Here is a 16,710-nt window from a genome sequence, read left to right on the forward strand (position 1 = left end):
GCACCTCCCCCAATAGATCGCCTTATTCAGGCTTTTTCCAGCGTACACAGCAACGGATGCTCGTTCTCCCTGGCGTACTTATTTACATGAGCGACTTTGGTCTCTGCCACTTCAGCAGTATAGACACCGCAGATCGCCTTTCCCTGGTAGTGGACCGCAAGCATCAGTTGCGTTGCACGTTCAGTATCATAAGAAAAGAACTTTTGCAGTACGTCAATAACAAATTCCATAGGTGTATAATCGTCATTGTTCAGAATAACTTTATACATCGAAGGTGGCTTAAGCCCTTCACGGAGCTTGTCATCTGCAAGGTGTTCAAAGTTAAGCCAATCGTTAGTGTTTGCCATACGTACCCAATCTCAACACGTTACTTACTCAGGTCAGACTAACATTTTTAAGGGTAAGTTTAACACGCCCAGAATGTTGGCCCACGCCGGTGATTTCTTGCTGCAAACTGCCGCTACGCGACCTCCATCACAAAATTCGCAATAGCGTTAACTGCTTCAAATTTTGATGATTTCGTCCCCGTTTGAACGCCCCATTTGCTTGACGCTCTATGCCAAATCTCTACAGTACAGGCATAAGCTGAATGCGTTTTAACCAGCTTAGAGGCTCTAAGCCTCGCCACCTCACTCATTCGAATGTCTTGCGAGGGAAGTAGAAGCATGGAGACGGGTACTGTTAAATGGTTCAATAATGCCAAAGGCTTCGGCTTTATCTGTCCAGTCAGTGGCGGCGAAGATATCTTCGCGCACTACTCGACCATCAAGATGGATGGATACAGAACGCTAAAAGCCGGGCAACAAGTCCAGTTTGATGTGCATGAGGGACCGAAGGGCAATCATGCCAGCCTCATTGTCCCTGTGGAAATGGCGATGGCAGTCAGTGCCTGACCTTTCCTTACCTCATTCTGAACAACCCTACAGTAAAATGCCAGCCATGCACGCTGGCATTTTTATGACTGACGTCCGGCAATACCTTTAAGATTGGGCTGCTACGCCTCTTTTCAAGGGAGCCAGTTCAGAATTCATCGCTACGCCGGCCGGCAACGGAGCAGTGTCATCATAACCCTCTGAAAATCCGAGCTTATACAGGAAATGCTCCATATCCAGTACGGGTAACCCTACGCGGCCCGGTGAAGACGGGAACTTTGCTTTACTCCGCTAAGAATTTTCGCTAGCTTGACGCCACAAATTCTCCCCACGGACGACCTGCCCCATGTATTCAGGATTGCTGATCATTCTTATTCCTTTGATCCTCGGCTACATTCTGCCGACTAAAAAGCCCTCTTTGCTGCGACTGGTAAATAAGCTTCTCAGCTGGATGGTGTACGTTATCCTGTTTTTTATGGGCATCAGCCTGGCCTTTCTCGACGATCTGAGCAGCAATCTGCTGTCTATTTTCCATTACTGCGCGGTCAGTGCGGTCTGCATCTTGATCTGTAATTTGCTGGCGCTGCGGTTGTTGGAATCACGCCGTCCGTGGACACACAAACACCGGCAGGAAGCCCTTCCTTCACGGCTGCATATGGCGCTGGATTCATTAAAGCTGTGCGGTGTGGTGGTGATTGGATTTGTGCTGGGCCTGAGCCACTGGGCGCCGCTGAAGTTTGCCTCGCTGGCCAGTGAGTACGCTCTGCTGTTTTTGCTGTTCCTGGTCGGATTACAGCTGCGCGGCAGTGGCATGACGCTGCGCCAGATCCTCCTCAACCGTCGTGGCCTGATGGTGGCGATGGTGGTGTTCCTCAGCGCGATGGTCGGAGGCGTGCTGACCGCCTTATTGCTTGGCCTGCCGCTAAAAACCGGCATGGCGATGGCGTCAGGCTTCGGCTGGTATTCGCTTTCGGGCATTCTGATGACTGAATCCTTCGGGCCGGTGATTGGCAGCGCGGCGTTCTTTAACGACCTGCTGCGCGAACTGCTGGCGATAATGCTGATCCCGGCGCTGATCTCACGTCACCGCTCAAGCGCGCTTGGGCTGTGTGGCGCTACCTCAATGGATTTTACCCTTCCCGTGCTGCAACGCAGCGGCGGAACGGAGATCGTACCGGCGGCCATTGTTCACGGCTTTCTGCTGAGCCTGTTTGCCCCCATACTGATCGCGCTGTTCTCCTCCTGAGTCTCTGGCAGCCTGCGGGCTGCCGTAAACCGCACGTTTGACTACCGCCCTCGCCCTGACAACGCCCCGCCTTCGTCTATGCTTTACTCTGACTAATTTGAGATAAGCCAAACGGAGAAAGGCATGAAACAGACCGTAGCCGCCCTTGTGGCGAAAACGTTAGAAAGCGCCGGGGTAAAACGCATCTGGGGAGTCACCGGAGATTCCCTGAACGGGCTGAGCGACAGCCTGAACAAAATGGGCACCATCGAATGGATGCCCACCCGCCATGAAGAAGTGGCCGCCTTTGCCGCCGGTGCCGAGGCACAAATCAGCGGCGAACTGGCGGTGTGTGCCGGTTCCTGTGGCCCCGGCAACCTGCACCTGATCAACGGCTTGTTTGACTGTCACCGCAACCGCGTACCGGTACTGGCGATTGCCGCGCACATTCCTTCCAGCGAAATTGGCAGCGGCTATTTCCAGGAAACCCATCCGCAGGAACTGTTCCGCGAATGCAGCCACTACTGCGAGCTGGTCTCCAACCCGGAGCAGTTACCGCAGGTACTGGGCATCGCCATGCGCAAAGCCATTCTTAATCGCGGTGTGTCCGTGGTGGTGCTGCCGGGTGATGTCGCGCTGAAGCTGGCACCGGAAGGTGCGACGGCTAACTGGTATCCGCCTCAGTTGCCCGTGGTGCAACCGCAAGCCACTGAGATGGCCAGGCTGGCCGAACTGCTGAATGATTCACAGAACATCACCCTGATGTGCGGCAGCGGATGTGCCGGCGCGCATGCGGAAGTCGTCAAGCTGGCTGAGACGCTGAAAGCGCCGATCGTTCACGCGCTGCGCGGCAAAGAGCATGTGGAATACGATAATCCTTATGACGTTGGTATGACCGGGCTGATCGGCTTCTCGTCAGGCTTCCATGCGATGATGAACGCGGACACCTTAGTGTTGCTGGGCACGCAGTTCCCTTATCGGGCGTTCTATCCTGCCGATGCGAAAATCATTCAGATCGATATCAATCCGGGCAGCATTGGATCGCACAGTCACGTCGATATGGCGTTAATTGGCGATATCAAAACCACGCTCGCCGCACTGTTACCGCAGCTGGAAGTTAAACAGGATCGCGACTTCCTTGATAAAGCCCTTGAGCATTATGTCGATGCGCGTAAAGAGCTGGACAATCTGGCCACCGCCAATGACAAACAGGCGATTCATCCACAATACGTCGCCCAGCAGTTGAGTCGCTTTGCCGACGACGATGCCATATTTACCTGTGACGTCGGTACGCCGACCGTCTGGGCCGCACGCTATCTGAAGATGAACGGCAAACGCCGGTTAATTGGCTCTTTTAACCATGGCTCGATGGCTAACGCCATGCCACAGGCTCTGGGCGCGCAATCGCTGGACAAGCAACGTCAGGTGATTGCAATGTGTGGCGATGGCGGCTTCAGTATGCTGATGGGTGATTTCCTCACGGTGGCTCAGTTGAAACTGCCGGTGAAACTGGTGATCTTCAACAACAGCGTCCTCGGCTTTGTGGCGATGGAGATGAAGGCCGGCGGTTATCTGACTGACGGTACCGACCTCGAAAATCCGAATTTTGCGGAGATTGCCACCGCCTGTGGCGTGAAAGGGATCCGCGTGGAGCGCGCCTCAGACCTTGATGCTGCCCTGCAGGAAGCACTGAATCATGATGGTCCGGTGCTGGTCGATGTGGTGACCGCCAAAGATGAGCTGGCCATGCCGCCGCAAATCAAGCTGGAGCAGGCGAAAGGCTTCAGCCTGTATATGCTGCGGGCGGTGATTAATGGCCGTGGTGACGAAGTGGTTGAACTGGCAAAAACCAACTGGCTGCGGTAAAACATTTGCAGGTCTTTTTTTACGGACGCTACGGCGTCCGTTTTCATTAGAGGAGCTCAGGTGTGATTGATTTACGCAGTGATACGGTAACCCGCCCCAGCCAGGCGATGCTTTCCGCGATGATGGCCGCAGAAACCGGGGATGATGTTTACGGCGATGACCCAACGGTCAATGCACTTGAAGCCAGGGCCGCGCAGTTAACCGGCAAAGAAGCTGCCCTGTTTTTACCCACGGGCACCCAGGCTAACCTGATCGCGCTGCTGTGCCATTGTCAGCGTGGAGAGGAGTATATTGTCGGCCAGCTGGCGCATAACTATAAGTACGAGGCTGGTGGTGCGGCAGTGTTGGGCAGCATTCAGCCACAACCGATTCTGGCGGCCGCTGACGGCACGCTTCCGCTGGATATCGTGGCGCAGTTTATCAAGCCTGACGATTTCCACTTCGCGATGACCAAACTGCTCAGCCTTGAGAACACCCATAATGGTAAAGTCCTGCCGATTGCCTATCTGAAAGACGCCTGGGAATTCACCCGTCAGCACAAGCTGGCACTGCATGTCGACGGTGCGCGTATTTTTAACGCCAGCGTGGCACTCGGGGTTGAGCTGGAAGCCCTGACGCGCTACTGCGACACCCTGACTATCTGCCTGTCGAAAGGCCTGGGCACGCCGGTGGGGTCACTGCTATGTGGCAGCGCCGAATACATTCAGCGCGCCCGTCGCTGGCGTAAAATGACCGGCGGCGCAATGCGTCAGTCAGGCATTCTGGCGGCTGCAGGCCTTTATGCACTTGAACATAACGTCGCCCGCCTGAAAGACGACCACGACAATGCCGCCTGGCTGGCTGAGCAGCTAAAAGTGATTGGCGTGGATGTGTCCCGTCAGGACACCAATATGGTGTTTGTAAGACTGCCAGACGCGCAGATTGAACCGTTGAAAGCGTGGATGAAGCAGCAGAATATCCTGATCAGCACCGGCGCGGTCACGCGTCTGGTGACCCATCTGGATATCGACCGCCACGCGCTGGAAACGCTGGTGGCGCAGTGGAAGGCGTTCCTCGCCGCGTAACCCTTCACAGCCCACTCCCACCCGGGGAATGGGCTTTTTACTGTCCCGGCACCCTAACCTTCGCCGTACTTTTCCAGCAACGCTCTCACCGTCGCTTCCGTTTCCGCATCAGGCAGCCCTGAATAATTTGCGGGGCGGAAATGCATCTGGAAAGCCGCAATCACCTTACGCTGTTCGTCTGCCGTCATCTCCGGGCTGGCCTGATAACCATAAAGCGAAAGCAGCGTCAGCAAATAGGCGTGATCGACCGGTTGCTCCGCCGCTCTGCCCGCCAGATAAAAACTGACCCGTCCGGCATCCGGCCAGGCGCCAATCCCCTGCTCTGCCAGCCATTGCCAGGGGAATAGTGGGCCAGGATCCTGCTTACGCTGTGGCGCAATGTCGCTATGACCGACAACATCCTGCGGCTGGATGTTATAACGCTGAACGATATCTCTTGCCAACGGGGCCAGCGCCGCAATCTGAGACGGCGCAAACGGGTACCAGATTGGGCCAGCAGACGTTCGCCTGTAGCCCTGATTCTCCAGCTCGATACCGATCGAGGTATCATTTAATCGGGAGGCTCCCCGCCAGAAGCTGGGGCCCGCATGCCAGGCAAGCTGTGACTCTGGTACCAGACGAAACACCACCGGCTGATGTGATTTCTGCACTGGTTTCGCCGGAATCAGGTAGTGTGCGCTTACGTCACGGTCGGTGAGCGTGGCCAGCGAGCTGGGGAAATCTTCCGCGGTGTAGTGGATCACCAGCACCTTAATACGGGGACGGGCGCCATACGCGGGATGGCGGGTATCAACAGTGTAGCCGGAATGCGACTCGAAGCCTGATGAACCACAGGCGCTCAGCAGCAGCGAAAAAACTGCCAATATCAACAGACGCATCATTGAATGCTCTCCTTTTGTTGTTCTTTCCCAGTGTAGCCCTTCTGGTTAAGCAGAGCGGCTATACTCTATGCTAAAAACCGTCATCCAGAAACAATAAGGAAATCAAGATGAAATACCAAGCGATTGCTGCACTGGCTCCAATGGCGCTGCTTCTCAGTGCCTGTACCACGGTACAACCCGCGTATAAGGACATTGGTACGCGTATGGGGCCTTGCGTCGATGGCGGCCCGGATTCTGTCGCTCAGCAGTTCTATGATCTGCGCCTGAAAGAGCCGACTCAGGGGATGCCGACGGCGCAACAGCTGGCCAAATACCGCCCTTATCTCAGCGATAAACTGTATGCCACCTTGCTGAAAGCCAACAGCGACACCACTCGCGCGTCTGAGTTAAATCAGGGTGATATCTTCTCAAGTTTATCGGTTGGCCCAACCTCAGCCAGCGTGGCCGATGCGTCGACCATTCCGAATAGCGATGCACGCAACATTCCGCTGCGCGTGACGCTCACTCGTGATGGCAGCAAGCCGGTAGAGTGGCAGGATGAAGTGCTGATGGTGCGCGAAGGCACTTGCTGGGCAGTCGACGACGTGCGCTACAACAGCCCGAATCCGCATCTGCAGGGCGGCTCGCTGAGCCAGTTGCTGCTGAAGTAGTGCCTCTCAGTGTCGTGCCATCGCCCGATGGCACGATCGCTCTCGCAGTTCTTGCATCTTCCCGGGTAAATCCGCTTAAAGCACGCGATCTTGTGCTAGCCTTTTAGTTTACAGCAGGCATAAAGGTATTTTCACGCACGATGATTGCATAAGTATGCCGTCAACGTTAAGATTCGCAGCATCAATTGCTATTCACTTTTTGCGCATGAGTATTCAACTAAACGGTATTAACTGCTTTTATGGTGCCCATCAGGCACTGTTCGACATTCAACTGGCGTGCCCTGAGGGCGAAACGCTGGTTCTGCTGGGTCCAAGCGGTGCCGGTAAGAGCTCTCTGCTGCGCGTTCTCAATTTGCTTGAGATGCCGCGTTCCGGCACGTTGAGCATTGCGGGTCATCAAATCGACTTCAGTAAAACCCCGTCAGACGCGGCCATCCGCGAGCTGCGTCAAAACGTGGGTATGGTTTTCCAGCAATACAATCTCTGGCCGCACCTGACGGTGATGCAGAACCTGATCGAAGCGCCCTGCCGCGTGCTGGGGCTGAGTAAAGATCAGGCGCATGCCCGCGCCGGTAAACTGCTGGATCGCCTGCGTCTGACCACATTCGCTGACCGCTATCCTTTGCACCTTTCCGGTGGACAACAGCAACGCGTGGCGATTGCCAGAGCGTTGATGATGGAGCCGGCGGTATTGCTGTTCGATGAACCCACCGCCGCGCTGGATCCGGAAATCACCGCCCAGATCGTGTCGATCATTCAGGAACTGGCGCAGACTAACATCACCCAGGTTATCGTGACCCACGAAGTGGAAGTGGCGCGTAAAACCGCCAGCCGCGTGGTGTACATGGAAAACGGTTACGTGGTCGAACAGGGTGATGCCAGCCGCTTTACACAGCCGCAAACCGACGCGTTTGCCAATTATCTATCGCACTAATGCAGGGTATAATGATGAAAAAAGTCGTACTTGCCGCACTGTTAGCGGGTTTAAGCCTGAGCGCCAGCGCCGCGCAGACCATTCGTTTTGCTACCGAAGCCTCTTATCCTCCGTTTGAATTTGTCGATTCCGATAACAAAATTCAGGGCTTTGATGTCGATTTGGCTAACGCGCTGTGCCGTGAAATGAACGCAACCTGTACCTTCACCAACCAGGCATTCGACAGCCTGATCCCAAGCCTGAAATTCCGTCGTTTTGACGCGATAATGGCCGGCATGGACATCACGCCTGAGCGTGAGAAACAGGTTCTTTTCTCCAAAGCTTACTATGACAACTCTGCCCTGTTTATTGCGCAGAAAGGCAAAGTGGCTTCGGTTGATGCATTGAAAGGCAAACGTGTTGGCGTACAGAACGGCACCACGCATCAGAAATACCTGACCGAAAAAATGACCGGCGTGAATGCCGTTCCTTATGACAGCTATCAGAATGCGATACTCGATCTGAAAAATGGCCGTATTGATGCCGTATTCGGTGACACTGCGGTGGTGAACGAGTGGCTGAAGCAGAACGCAAACCTGGCACCAGTGGGCGAGAAAGTGACGGATAAGGCTTACTTCGGCACCGGTCTGGGCATCGCTGTTCGTCAGGGTAACGCCGAGTTGCAGGGCCAGTTCAACACCGCCCTGGACAAAGTGAAGGCTGACGGCACCTACAAAACCATCTACAGCAAATGGTTTCAGCAGTAATTTCTGAATGAATGAATTCACTCCTTTAGCAAGCGCCGCCGGCATGACCGTCGGCCTTGCCGTTTCTGCACTGGTGGTTGGGCTGATTCTGGCGATGATTTTCGCCGCCTGGGAATCGGCCCGCTGGCGTCCGGTCGCCTGGCTGGGTACCGGTCTGGTTACGCTATTCCGTGGCCTGCCGGAGATCCTCGTGGTGCTGTTCGTCTATTTTGGCGCCTCGCAACTGCTGCTTACCTTGTCTGATGGTTTCACCATCAATCTGGGGCTGTTCAGCTTCCCGGTGCAGGTGAATATTCAGAACTTCGACGTCAGCCCGTTTCTTTGCGGAGTGATCGCCCTGTCGATCCTTTACTCCTCCTACGCTTCTCAGACCCTTCGCGGCGCGCTGAAAGCGGTCCCTGTGGGGCAGTGGGAATCGGGACAGGCGCTGGGCATGAAAACCCCGGCCATATTCTTCCGCCTGATCCTGCCGCAAATGTGGCGTCATGCCCTGCCAGGCTTGGGTAATCAGTGGCTGGTGCTGCTGAAAGATACGGCGCTGGTTTCGCTGATCAGCGTGAACGATATTATGTTGCAGACCAAAAGCATCGCGGCACGCACCCAGGAGCCCTTTACCTGGTATCTGATGGCCGCGGCGATTTATCTGGTGATCACCTTATTGAGCCAACAGGTGCTGAAGCGTATTGATGCCCGTGCGACCCGTTTTGAGCAGGGGAATACCTGATGTTGAGCTATTTACCCGAACTGCTGAAAGGCCTGCATACCAGTCTGACGCTGACCGTCGCGTCGCTGATCCTGGCACTGGTGTTCGCGCTGATTTTCACGGTGATTTTATCGCTGAAAGTGCCGGTGCTGCGACTGGTGATCAGGGGCTATATCACCCTGTTTACCGGCACACCGCTGCTGGTGCAAATCTTCCTGATCTATTATGGGCCAGGACAGTTTCCGTCGATTCAGGGCATTCCCTGGTTATGGCATTTACTCTCGCAGCCATGGCTCTGCGCGCTGCTGGCACTGTCGCTGAACAGCGCCGCCTATACCACGCAGCTGTTCTATGGCGCGATGCGGGCGATCCCTGCCGGTCAATGGGAGTCCTGTGCCGCGCTGGGCATGAACCGCAAAGAAACGCTGCGCATCCTGCTGCCTTATGCCTTTAAGCGCGCCCTCTCCTCTTACTCCAATGAAGTGGTGCTGGTGTTCAAAAGTACCTCGCTGGCCTACACCATCACCCTGATGGAAGTGATGGGGCACGGTCAATTGCTGTATGGCCGCACCTACGATGTCACGGTGTTTGCAGCCGCAGGCCTGATTTACCTGTGCGTAAACGGCTTACTCACCTTAATGATGCGGATGATTGAACGCCGCGCGCTGGCCTTTGAACGCAGAAACTGATCGATGCCGGTGCAGGTCACCGGTATCGTTAAGAAACAGCCCTTCTTTAGCGGTTAATCAGCGGATAGCCCAGTCATCACCCACGGCATAATGGTCAGGTAAAGTGACCGCAAGGACGGTACGTGATGCTTAAGTTTGTATTTACCCTACTACTGACCTCGATATGTGCCTGTGCCCAGGCAGCGGAACCGCTGCGTTTTGCTTCTAACGCTAACAATCCTCCCTTTGAGTTTCTTACTGCTGAAAATCAGCTGGTCGGATTCGATATCGATCTGGCGAAAGCCCTGTGCGACCGGATGCAAAAACAGTGCATTTTTACCAATAACACCTTCGAACGCCTGCTGCCGTCATTAAAGTTCCGCCGTTATGATGCGATCATCTCCGGTCTGGATATCACCGATGAACGCAAGAAAACGGTCGAATTTACTCAGCCTTATTTTACAAATTCCGGCACGCTGGTCGCCAGGGCAGGTCAGTACAGCAATATTGAACAGCTGAAAGGCAAGCGCATTGGCATCGGTGCGGAGACCACTCAACAGGCCTATTTGATGACGGCCTGGCCGGAGATCATTACCGTCACCTACGACAATTATCAGAATGCGTTACTGGATATCCGTAACGGCAGGCTGGACGGCATTTTTGGCGATACGCTGGCGGTGAAGGAACTACTGAAAACCAATCCGCAGCTGGCCGAAGTCGGCGATCCTATCACAGACAGCCGCTTCTTCGGTTCAGGACTGGGTATTGCGGTGCGCAAGGGTAATACCGAGCTGCGGGACAGCCTGAATGACGCGCTGCAAAGCCTGAAAGATGACGGTACGCTGGAAAAGCTTCGTCACCGCTGGTTTGGCACGGCGGCTTAGCTTAAAAAAGGGGTATTGATCCCTCAGCCGACAAGGGGTCGGATTCTGTCGTGCCGCCTGTTCAGCGCTGCCGAAAAAATGCCCGGCTGCTGTCAGGCATAAACAGCAGCAGGATAATCAGCAGGTCGGGCAACTTCTGCGATATCAGCAGATGAATGATTTGCAGGTTGTTTTCGCCACTGACGCTAAACAGCTCAGGATAGATCCAGCCCATCGACGCGCAAAACATATAGATCAACACGGTGATTTGAGAAATCACAAAACCCCAACGTCCCCAATTTTTCCCACGCATCATCGCAACCGCGCAACGCAGCTCAAAAAAGAAGATCAGTTGGCTGGCGATAAAAATTAGCGTCGAGTTCCACGCCTGAGCACTACGATAAACAAAGCTCATGACTTCGCTCAGACCTAAGTCATGCATCTGCAAGGCCACGCCGAGTACGCGCGTAGCGATCACCGCAATGCCCGCCACCAGCACCGCCACAGGAATTGAAGACGGTGATTTCAGGACTGCCTTACCCTCTCTGAACACCTCTGACATGACACTCTCCTGACCAACCTGTTGCTCCGCCCCAAAACAGTGCACGTGCGCAATAGTGGGGTCCACCGACCTGTTGCCTGATTTCACGATAAATAAGGCTGGATAAATATTGAACGTCGGCATTACGCGATGTTTTTTTATTACGCCTTCATACGCAACGATGGGGGTAATAAGGCTTTATCGGCAGTTATTTTGTTTAATTTAGTCACACTGGCACGAACTCTGCAATTTATCATTACCTGAAAGACAACAGGTTATTTTTAGCGCAATTATCAAAAAAGTGCCACTCAGGCCACCTTTTTTGCTGCGTTATTAGCATTTTTCTATTTTTGGGAGGAGAAGCGTTGATGAAGGAAGAGATAAAGTGTTCGCCAGCCAGAGTCACCGTCGGCATGGGGGCCTATCTGGCGTTGCTGGTCGCATTATTATTTTTCTCCGGTTTATTCTATAACGTAGACGGAATGAAGTGGCTTGGCGCGTTTGATTTTACCAGCCTTGGTGGCAAGTTCGGCACGCTGCAAGCGGGCGCTCACAGCACCTTCGTCGGCGAAGGTGGCCTGGGTGCCAAAGCCGGTTTTCTCTTTGCGCTGTCACTGGTTCCCACCGTCATGCTGGCGCTGGGTCTGCTGGAAATATTCACCCATTACGGCGCCATCCGCGCTGCGCATAAATTACTCACGCCGTTATTAAAACCTGTTTTAGGTTTGCCGGGTCGATCCGGCCTGGCGCTAATTACCGATTTGCAAAGTACCGATGCAGGCGCGGCATTAACCAAAGAACTGTATGACGAGAAGCAAATCAGCAAAAAGGACGTGGTTATTATGGCGGCCTGGCAGTATTCCGGTGCGGGATTAATCAATAACTATTTTGCCATTGGCTCAGCACTCTTTGTTTCACTGTCGATTCCGGTATTGATCCCGCTGATCGTCATGTTCGTCCTGAAATTTGTCGGCGCGGCCTTTGTTCGCCTGATCCTGAATACCGTCTACAAGCGAGATTTCCAGCATGCAGAATAAACCTCAGACTCTGGTGAGCAACAACCCGTTCGATATATTCGTTGTGGGTGCCCGCAAAGGTTTCCACATCGCCATCCATAATTTATTGCCGAATGTGGTGATGGCGTATGTGATTGCGGAGATGCTAAATTTACTCGGGATTATGGGCTTTATTGGTAAGGTTTTCGCGCCGGTGATGGGACTTTTTGGCTTGCCTGGTGAAGCCATCACCGTGCTGCTGACCGCATGGCTCTCTTCCTCTGCCGGCACTGGCGTGGCGGTCAGTCTGCTGGCGAAGGGAATACTGACCGGCGCCGACATCACCATTTTGACCCCGGCCATTTTCCTGATGGGCGCACAGTTACAATACATGGGCCGTCTGCTGGGTGTGTCTGACGTGCCGAAGAAGTACTGGCCACTGCTGATGGTGACCAGCATCCTGAATGCGGTCATCTCGATGTTGGTCATGCGAGTGGTTGCCTGATAACTGATAAATGGAGTGCTTAACGTGTTAAAAGTTTTAGAACATTACGCTTATCTGCATGAGATCCCGGAACTGGGATTCCAGGAATTTAAAACCTCTGCCTATATCAGCCAGCAGCTTAAAGCAGCAGGTTATGCGGTGCAGGACAACTTTAATGGCACCACGGGTATCGTCGCCGTGCTGGACAGCGGCGTGCCGGGCCCTACCCTCGCTCTGCGGGCAGACATGGATGCACTGGGCCATATCATTAATGGCGAAGCCTGCGCACGGCATACCTGTGGTCATGACGGCCACTCCTCGGTCGTGCTGACCGCGGGACAAGAGTTGATTGCTGAAGGTGCGGTGAAAAAAGGCCGTCTGAAGCTGATCTTCCAGCCTGCAGAAGAGTTAGGCACCGGTGCGCTGGCGATGATTGCCGGCGGCGCAATAGACGATGTTGACATGATTCTGGGTTTCCATTTGCGTCCGGCAGAAGAGTGTGCGGTCGGCACAGCCATTCCGGCTGTCTATTATTCCGCCTGTGTGACCATTGAGGCGACCATCCGCGGCCAGACGGCACACGGCGCGCGTCCTCACCTTGGGATTAATGCCCTTGATGCCGGAGCCGCCGCAGTGCAGGCCGTTAATGGCGTGCATATGGCACCCGGTAAGAGCTGGAGTGCAAAAGCCACTCGCTTCCTGTGCGATGCCGGCGTGACCAACTCAATTCCCGACGAAGCTCGCGTGGTATTCGATCTTCGCGCAGCGGAAAATGAAGATATGGAGGTATTGCAGGCGCGGGTAGAAAAAGCCGTTCAGCACAGCGTCGCCGCCTATGGCGCAACCGCGAATATCGTCGTACTGAAATCGATGCCAGCGGCAGAGATTGATGATGAGATGACCGCGCTGATTTCGGCGTCAATCAAAGAGGTGCTGGGTGAAGAGGCGTTGATGCCGGTCCGTTCCACGCCGGGAAGCGAAGACTTCTTCCACTACGCCGTGCAGCGCCCGCAAGTTAAATCTGGTTTTTGGGGATTAGGGACCGGTTTAGTTCCGGGTCTGCATCATCCCGATATGCATTTCGACCTGAACTCACTGCCTGTCGGCATCAAGGTGTTTAAAGCCTGCGTGCAGAAGGTTCTCGGATAGCCTCGCTCTGACAGTTTGCCGCCACCCAAGACGACAGTGGGTGGCAGCAAACATCGCCTTACACAGCGCTAACGCTACTTAACCGCCTCGCGCCTTCTGGATATCTCGCAGCCGCTGTTTCTCTTCGTGCGCCATAAAGCGCCAGGCGATAAAGCCCACGATGCCCACCACAAACAGGATTAACGACGCCAGCGCGTTAATTTCCGGGTTCACCCCACGGCGAACCGTGGCAAAGATCTGCATCGGCAAGGTGGTTGCACCTGGCCCGGTGACAAAGCTGGAAATTACCAGGTCATCCAGCGACAGCGTAAAGGCCAGCAGCCAGCCGGTGACAATCGCCGGGGCGATCATCGGAACGGTAATCACAAAGAACACCTTCAACGGCGTGGCACCCAAATCCATCGCCGCTTCTTCAATGGAGCGGTCAAGCTCGCGCAGACGCGAGTTGATGACCACCGCAACATAAGCGGTACAGAAGGTGACGTGCGCCAGCCAGATGGTCAGCATTCCACGGTCGGCAGGCCAGCCAAAGGTATTGGCCATCGCCACAAATAGCAGCAGTAACGACAGGCCGGTGATCACATCAGGCATCACCAACGGCGCGGTCAGCATAAACGCAAAGCCGGTTGAGCCTTTGAAGCGACCGAACCGCACGATTATCACCGCCGCAATGGTGCCCAGTACCGACGCCGCCGTAGCCGCCAGCGCGGCAATGCTCAGGCTCAGGGTCACCGCGCTGATCATCGCATCATCATGGAACAACACGTTATACCAGTGCAGGGAGAAACTCTCCCATGCCGCCAGCTGCGACGAGTTAAACGAATAGATCACCAGCAACGCCATCGGCGCGTACAGGAAGAAGAAGCACACCACGAGGATTGCCGTGCGCCATGGAGAACGAATGGTGGGTAAGGTGGTCATTTCGTTTCCCCCAGCTCTTTATTCTGATGCTTATGGAACCAGATAATCGGCAGGATCAAAATCAGCAGAATAATCACCGCCAGTGCCGACGCTACCGGCCAGTCACGGTTATTAAAGAACTCCTGCCAGAGCACGCGACCAATCATAATACTGTCAGGGCCGCCCAACAGTTCCGGGATCACGTACTCACCCACCGCAGGGATAAACACCAGCATGGAGCCGGCGATAATACCGCCTTTGGTCAACGGCACAATCACGCTGAAAAAGGTTTTCATCGGACGCGCGCCAAGGTCCAGCGACGCTTCTACCAGCGAATAATCGATACGCGTTAACGCGGTATAAATCGGCAACACCATAAACGGTAAATAGCAGTACACGATGCCGATATAAACCGCCAGATTGGTATACAGAATGGCGATCGGATGATCGGTAATGCCGGTCCACATCAGGAAGCGGTTCAGAATACCGTTGTCATTCAGAATGCCCATCCAGGCATACACCCGCACCAGGAACGAGGTCCAGGAAGGCAGGATCACCAGTAACAGTAGAATGTTACGCGTTGACGGTGAACTGTGCGCCACTGCCCACGCCAGCGGGTAGCCAATCAGCAGACAAACCACCGTCGAGATCGCGGCGACCTGCAACGAGTGCAGATACGCATCCATATACAGCGGATCGTCTGTCAGCGTGATGTAGTTGCCCAGATTCATCACCATGGTCAGCTGACCATCGGCCCAGGTCACTAAATCGGTATACGGTGGGATCGCGCGCGCAATATCAGCGAAGCTGATTTTCAGCACGATCAAAAATGGCAGCAGGAACAGCAGTATCAGCCACAAATAAGGCAGTGCAATAACCAGCTTGCGGCCCTGTTTCATCTGCAACCGGCCGAGAAGGGCGCTAAAAGCACCCTGCTGTCGGGTTGGTGGCTCGGTCGTTCTCGAAGAATTCTCGCTCATCACTCCCCCACTACACCGTCAGAACCACACAACTGTCCGCTTCCCAACAGAGACGCACTTCGTCTCCCCAGGTTGGCGCACCCTTGCGGAAGCGATGGGCATTCTGTAACTGTGCACTGATCATCTGACCGCTGCGCAGGCGCACATGGTAAATCGACAGATCGCCCAGATAGGCAATGTGCACCACTTCACCGACCGCGAAGTTGCAACCGTCCGTCGGCACCTCTTCACACAGCATCACTTTCTCAGGACGCAGCGCGACGTGCACCGGCACGCCGTCTACCACAGAAGCATCAGAATCGACCTTCAGCGGATGGATCAGCCCTGGGCTTTCAATCACCAGACCGTCGGCCTGACGCTCACGTAAGATCCCTTCGAACAGATTTACCGATCCGATAAATTCCGCGCTGTAGCGGGTGGTCGGATGCTCATAAATTTCTTCCGGCTCGCCGATCTGCACGAATTTGCCACGGTTCATGATCGCAATACGGCCGGCCATGGTCATCGCTTCTTCCTGGTCGTGGGTCACCATCACGCAGGTTGCGCCGACGCGCTCCAGAATATCGACCACTTCATGCTGCATACGGTCACGCAGTTTCTTATCCAGCGCGCCCATTGGCTCATCCAGCAACAGCAGCTTAGGACGTTTAGCCAGACTGCGGGCCAATGCCACGCGCTGACGCTGACCGCCGGAAAGTTGATGCGGTTTGCGTTTGGCAAACTCCTGCATATGTACCAGCGTCAGCATTTCTGCCACGCGGCTGGTGATCTCGTCTTTTGCCAGCCGGTCCTGCTTCAGGCCGAAGGCGATATTCTGTTCCACCGTCATGTGCGGGAACAGCGCATAAGACTGAAACATCATATTGATTGGGCGCTGGTAAGGCGGCACGTGGGAGAGATCCTGGCCATCCAGCATAATCTGCCCGGAGGTTGGTGGCTCGAATCCTGCCAGCATCCGCAGCAGCGTCGATTTGCCGCAGCCTGAGGCGCCAAGCAGTGCAAAAATCTCACCTTTGTAGATGGTCAGGTTGACATCATCAACCGCATGTTGACCGTCGAAAGACTTGGTCAGATTGCGGATCTCAAGCAGGGGCGTTAAGGCCTTGGCTGCTTTTTGTTGCGGACGGGGGATCGCGTCGTTCACTACCATTACTCTCCGGCGGCTTGGGAGAATACGGCCTCTCAGCCG

The 16,710-nt window shown here is 54.7% G+C and carries 19 protein-coding genes; 13 read left to right on the plus strand and 6 right to left on the minus strand.

Annotation, left to right across the window (positions count from 1 at the left end; genetic code table 11):
* Nucleotides 1-26: 26 nt before the first annotated feature.
* Nucleotides 27-347: an ATP-dependent Clp protease adapter ClpS gene (gene clpS, locus AC1UKS_RS14315; RefSeq protein WP_013201508.1), complete on the minus strand. Its 321-nt coding sequence runs from the start codon at nucleotides 345-347 to the stop codon at nucleotides 27-29.
* A gap of 318 nt (nucleotides 348-665) precedes the next feature.
* Between clpS and cspD the strand changes: the two genes are divergently transcribed.
* The 4 genes from cspD to ltaE all read left to right on the plus strand — a co-directional run bounded on the left by cspD (nucleotide 666) and on the right by ltaE (nucleotide 5,027).
* Nucleotides 666-893, plus strand: a complete 228-nt coding sequence (cspD, locus tag AC1UKS_RS14320) for a cold shock-like protein CspD (protein WP_013201507.1) — start codon at nucleotides 666-668, stop codon at nucleotides 891-893.
* Nucleotides 894-1,218: 325 nt separating this feature from the next.
* Nucleotides 1,219-2,118, plus strand: coding sequence for a LysO family transporter (locus tag AC1UKS_RS14325; RefSeq protein ID WP_482434161.1), 900 nt, complete (start codon nucleotides 1,219-1,221; stop codon nucleotides 2,116-2,118).
* A 123-nt stretch (nucleotides 2,119-2,241) separates the two neighbouring features.
* A complete protein-coding gene (gene poxB / locus AC1UKS_RS14330; RefSeq protein ID WP_265911917.1) occupies nucleotides 2,242-3,963 on the plus strand; it encodes a ubiquinone-dependent pyruvate dehydrogenase in 1,722 nt (573 codons plus the stop codon).
* Nucleotides 3,964-4,025: 62 nt separating this feature from the next.
* The gene (ltaE, locus tag AC1UKS_RS14335) at nucleotides 4,026-5,027 is read left to right on the plus strand and encodes a low-specificity L-threonine aldolase (protein WP_482434163.1); all 1,002 of its coding nucleotides are present in this window, start codon (nucleotides 4,026-4,028) and stop codon (nucleotides 5,025-5,027) included.
* A 53-nt stretch (nucleotides 5,028-5,080) separates the two neighbouring features.
* Here the strand turns inward: ltaE and AC1UKS_RS14340 are convergent, their stop codons facing one another.
* A complete protein-coding gene (locus tag AC1UKS_RS14340; RefSeq protein ID WP_482434165.1) occupies nucleotides 5,081-5,908 on the minus strand; it encodes an N-acetylmuramoyl-L-alanine amidase in 828 nt (275 codons plus the stop codon).
* A gap of 107 nt (nucleotides 5,909-6,015) precedes the next feature.
* Between AC1UKS_RS14340 and AC1UKS_RS14345 the strand changes: the two genes are divergently transcribed.
* The 6 genes from AC1UKS_RS14345 (at nucleotide 6,016) to AC1UKS_RS14370 (ending at nucleotide 10,493) form a co-directional block, all read left to right on the plus strand.
* Nucleotides 6,016-6,558 carry a lipoprotein gene (locus AC1UKS_RS14345; protein ID WP_265911913.1) on the plus strand — a complete coding sequence of 181 codons (543 nt, stop codon included), beginning with the start codon at nucleotides 6,016-6,018 and terminating at the stop codon, nucleotides 6,556-6,558.
* A 205-nt stretch (nucleotides 6,559-6,763) separates the two neighbouring features.
* On the plus strand, nucleotides 6,764-7,492 hold the full coding sequence (gene artP, locus AC1UKS_RS14350; protein ID WP_013201501.1) for an arginine ABC transporter ATP-binding protein ArtP: 729 nt from the start codon (nucleotides 6,764-6,766) through the stop codon (nucleotides 7,490-7,492).
* A gap of 14 nt (nucleotides 7,493-7,506) precedes the next feature.
* Complete coding sequence (artJ, locus tag AC1UKS_RS14355; RefSeq protein WP_482436995.1) at nucleotides 7,507-8,238, plus strand: arginine ABC transporter substrate-binding protein; 732 nt, start codon at nucleotides 7,507-7,509, stop codon at nucleotides 8,236-8,238.
* 7 nt (nucleotides 8,239-8,245) lie between these two features.
* Entirely contained in the window at nucleotides 8,246-8,962 is a 717-nt protein-coding gene (artQ, locus tag AC1UKS_RS14360) for an arginine ABC transporter permease ArtQ (RefSeq protein ID WP_265911910.1), read from the plus strand.
* Nucleotides 8,962-9,630: an arginine ABC transporter permease ArtM gene (gene artM / locus AC1UKS_RS14365; protein ID WP_482434167.1), complete on the plus strand. Its 669-nt coding sequence runs from the start codon at nucleotides 8,962-8,964 to the stop codon at nucleotides 9,628-9,630. The genes artQ and artM overlap by 1 nt, the downstream gene beginning before the upstream one ends.
* 125 nt (nucleotides 9,631-9,755) lie before the next feature.
* A complete protein-coding gene (locus AC1UKS_RS14370; RefSeq protein ID WP_482434169.1) occupies nucleotides 9,756-10,493 on the plus strand; it encodes a transporter substrate-binding domain-containing protein in 738 nt (245 codons plus the stop codon).
* A gap of 61 nt (nucleotides 10,494-10,554) precedes the next feature.
* Here the strand turns inward: AC1UKS_RS14370 and AC1UKS_RS14375 are convergent, their stop codons facing one another.
* On the minus strand, nucleotides 10,555-11,034 hold the full coding sequence (locus AC1UKS_RS14375) for a YbjO family protein (RefSeq protein ID WP_482434171.1): 480 nt from the start codon (nucleotides 11,032-11,034) through the stop codon (nucleotides 10,555-10,557).
* 347 nt (nucleotides 11,035-11,381) lie between these two features.
* Between AC1UKS_RS14375 and AC1UKS_RS14380 the strand changes: the two genes are divergently transcribed.
* Genes AC1UKS_RS14380 through AC1UKS_RS14390 form a run of 3 tightly spaced genes read left to right on the plus strand, consistent with a single transcriptional unit; the run spans nucleotide 11,382 to nucleotide 13,641 of the window.
* Nucleotides 11,382-12,050: a nucleoside recognition domain-containing protein gene (locus tag AC1UKS_RS14380; protein WP_482434173.1), complete on the plus strand. Its 669-nt coding sequence runs from the start codon at nucleotides 11,382-11,384 to the stop codon at nucleotides 12,048-12,050.
* Complete coding sequence (locus AC1UKS_RS14385; protein WP_053145826.1) at nucleotides 12,040-12,513, plus strand: YjiG family protein; 474 nt, start codon at nucleotides 12,040-12,042, stop codon at nucleotides 12,511-12,513. The genes AC1UKS_RS14380 and AC1UKS_RS14385 overlap by 11 nt, the downstream gene beginning before the upstream one ends.
* Nucleotides 12,514-12,537: 24 nt before the next feature.
* A complete protein-coding gene (locus tag AC1UKS_RS14390) occupies nucleotides 12,538-13,641 on the plus strand; it encodes a M20 peptidase aminoacylase family protein (protein WP_482434175.1) in 1,104 nt (367 codons plus the stop codon).
* 78 nt (nucleotides 13,642-13,719) lie between these two features.
* On the opposite strand, the gene potI is transcribed toward AC1UKS_RS14390, so the two are convergent.
* Genes potI through potG form a run of 3 tightly spaced genes read right to left on the minus strand, consistent with a single transcriptional unit; the run spans nucleotide 13,720 to nucleotide 16,665 of the window.
* Nucleotides 13,720-14,562, minus strand: coding sequence for a putrescine ABC transporter permease PotI (gene potI, locus AC1UKS_RS14395; RefSeq protein WP_013201493.1), 843 nt, complete (start codon nucleotides 14,560-14,562; stop codon nucleotides 13,720-13,722).
* A complete protein-coding gene (gene potH / locus AC1UKS_RS14400) occupies nucleotides 14,559-15,521 on the minus strand; it encodes a putrescine ABC transporter permease PotH (protein WP_482434177.1) in 963 nt (320 codons plus the stop codon). The genes potI and potH overlap by 4 nt, the downstream gene beginning before the upstream one ends.
* A gap of 10 nt (nucleotides 15,522-15,531) precedes the next feature.
* On the minus strand, nucleotides 15,532-16,665 hold the full coding sequence (potG, locus tag AC1UKS_RS14405) for a putrescine ABC transporter ATP-binding subunit PotG (protein ID WP_482436997.1): 1,134 nt from the start codon (nucleotides 16,663-16,665) through the stop codon (nucleotides 15,532-15,534).
* Between the last annotated feature and the right edge of the window lie 45 nt (nucleotides 16,666-16,710).

The organism is Erwinia sp. AK-PDG3-5 (assembly GCF_056821705.1).

Excerpts from the sequence above, each read along its gene's own strand:
- clpS (WP_013201508.1), bottom strand. The coding sequence starts at position 347 with ATGGCAAACACTAACGATTGGCTTAACTTTGAACACCTTGCAGATGAC.
- cspD (WP_013201507.1), top strand. The coding sequence starts at position 666 with ATGGAGACGGGTACTGTTAAATGGTTCAATAATGCCAAAGGCTTCGGC.
- AC1UKS_RS14325 (WP_482434161.1), top strand. The coding sequence starts at position 1,219 with ATGTATTCAGGATTGCTGATCATTCTTATTCCTTTGATCCTCGGCTAC.
- poxB (WP_265911917.1), top strand. The coding sequence starts at position 2,242 with ATGAAACAGACCGTAGCCGCCCTTGTGGCGAAAACGTTAGAAAGCGCC.
- AC1UKS_RS14340 (WP_482434165.1), bottom strand. The coding sequence starts at position 5,908 with ATGATGCGTCTGTTGATATTGGCAGTTTTTTCGCTGCTGCTGAGCGCC.
- AC1UKS_RS14345 (WP_265911913.1), top strand. The coding sequence starts at position 6,016 with ATGAAATACCAAGCGATTGCTGCACTGGCTCCAATGGCGCTGCTTCTC.
- artP (WP_013201501.1), top strand. The coding sequence starts at position 6,764 with ATGAGTATTCAACTAAACGGTATTAACTGCTTTTATGGTGCCCATCAG.
- artJ (WP_482436995.1), top strand. The coding sequence starts at position 7,507 with ATGAAAAAAGTCGTACTTGCCGCACTGTTAGCGGGTTTAAGCCTGAGC.
- artQ (WP_265911910.1), top strand. The coding sequence starts at position 8,246 with ATGAATGAATTCACTCCTTTAGCAAGCGCCGCCGGCATGACCGTCGGC.
- artM (WP_482434167.1), top strand. The coding sequence starts at position 8,962 with ATGTTGAGCTATTTACCCGAACTGCTGAAAGGCCTGCATACCAGTCTG.
- AC1UKS_RS14370 (WP_482434169.1), top strand. The coding sequence starts at position 9,756 with ATGCTTAAGTTTGTATTTACCCTACTACTGACCTCGATATGTGCCTGT.
- AC1UKS_RS14375 (WP_482434171.1), bottom strand. The coding sequence starts at position 11,034 with ATGTCAGAGGTGTTCAGAGAGGGTAAGGCAGTCCTGAAATCACCGTCT.
- AC1UKS_RS14380 (WP_482434173.1), top strand. The coding sequence starts at position 11,382 with ATGAAGGAAGAGATAAAGTGTTCGCCAGCCAGAGTCACCGTCGGCATG.
- AC1UKS_RS14385 (WP_053145826.1), top strand. The coding sequence starts at position 12,040 with ATGCAGAATAAACCTCAGACTCTGGTGAGCAACAACCCGTTCGATATA.
- potI (WP_013201493.1), bottom strand. The coding sequence starts at position 14,562 with ATGACCACCTTACCCACCATTCGTTCTCCATGGCGCACGGCAATCCTC.
- potH (WP_482434177.1), bottom strand. The coding sequence starts at position 15,521 with ATGAGCGAGAATTCTTCGAGAACGACCGAGCCACCAACCCGACAGCAG.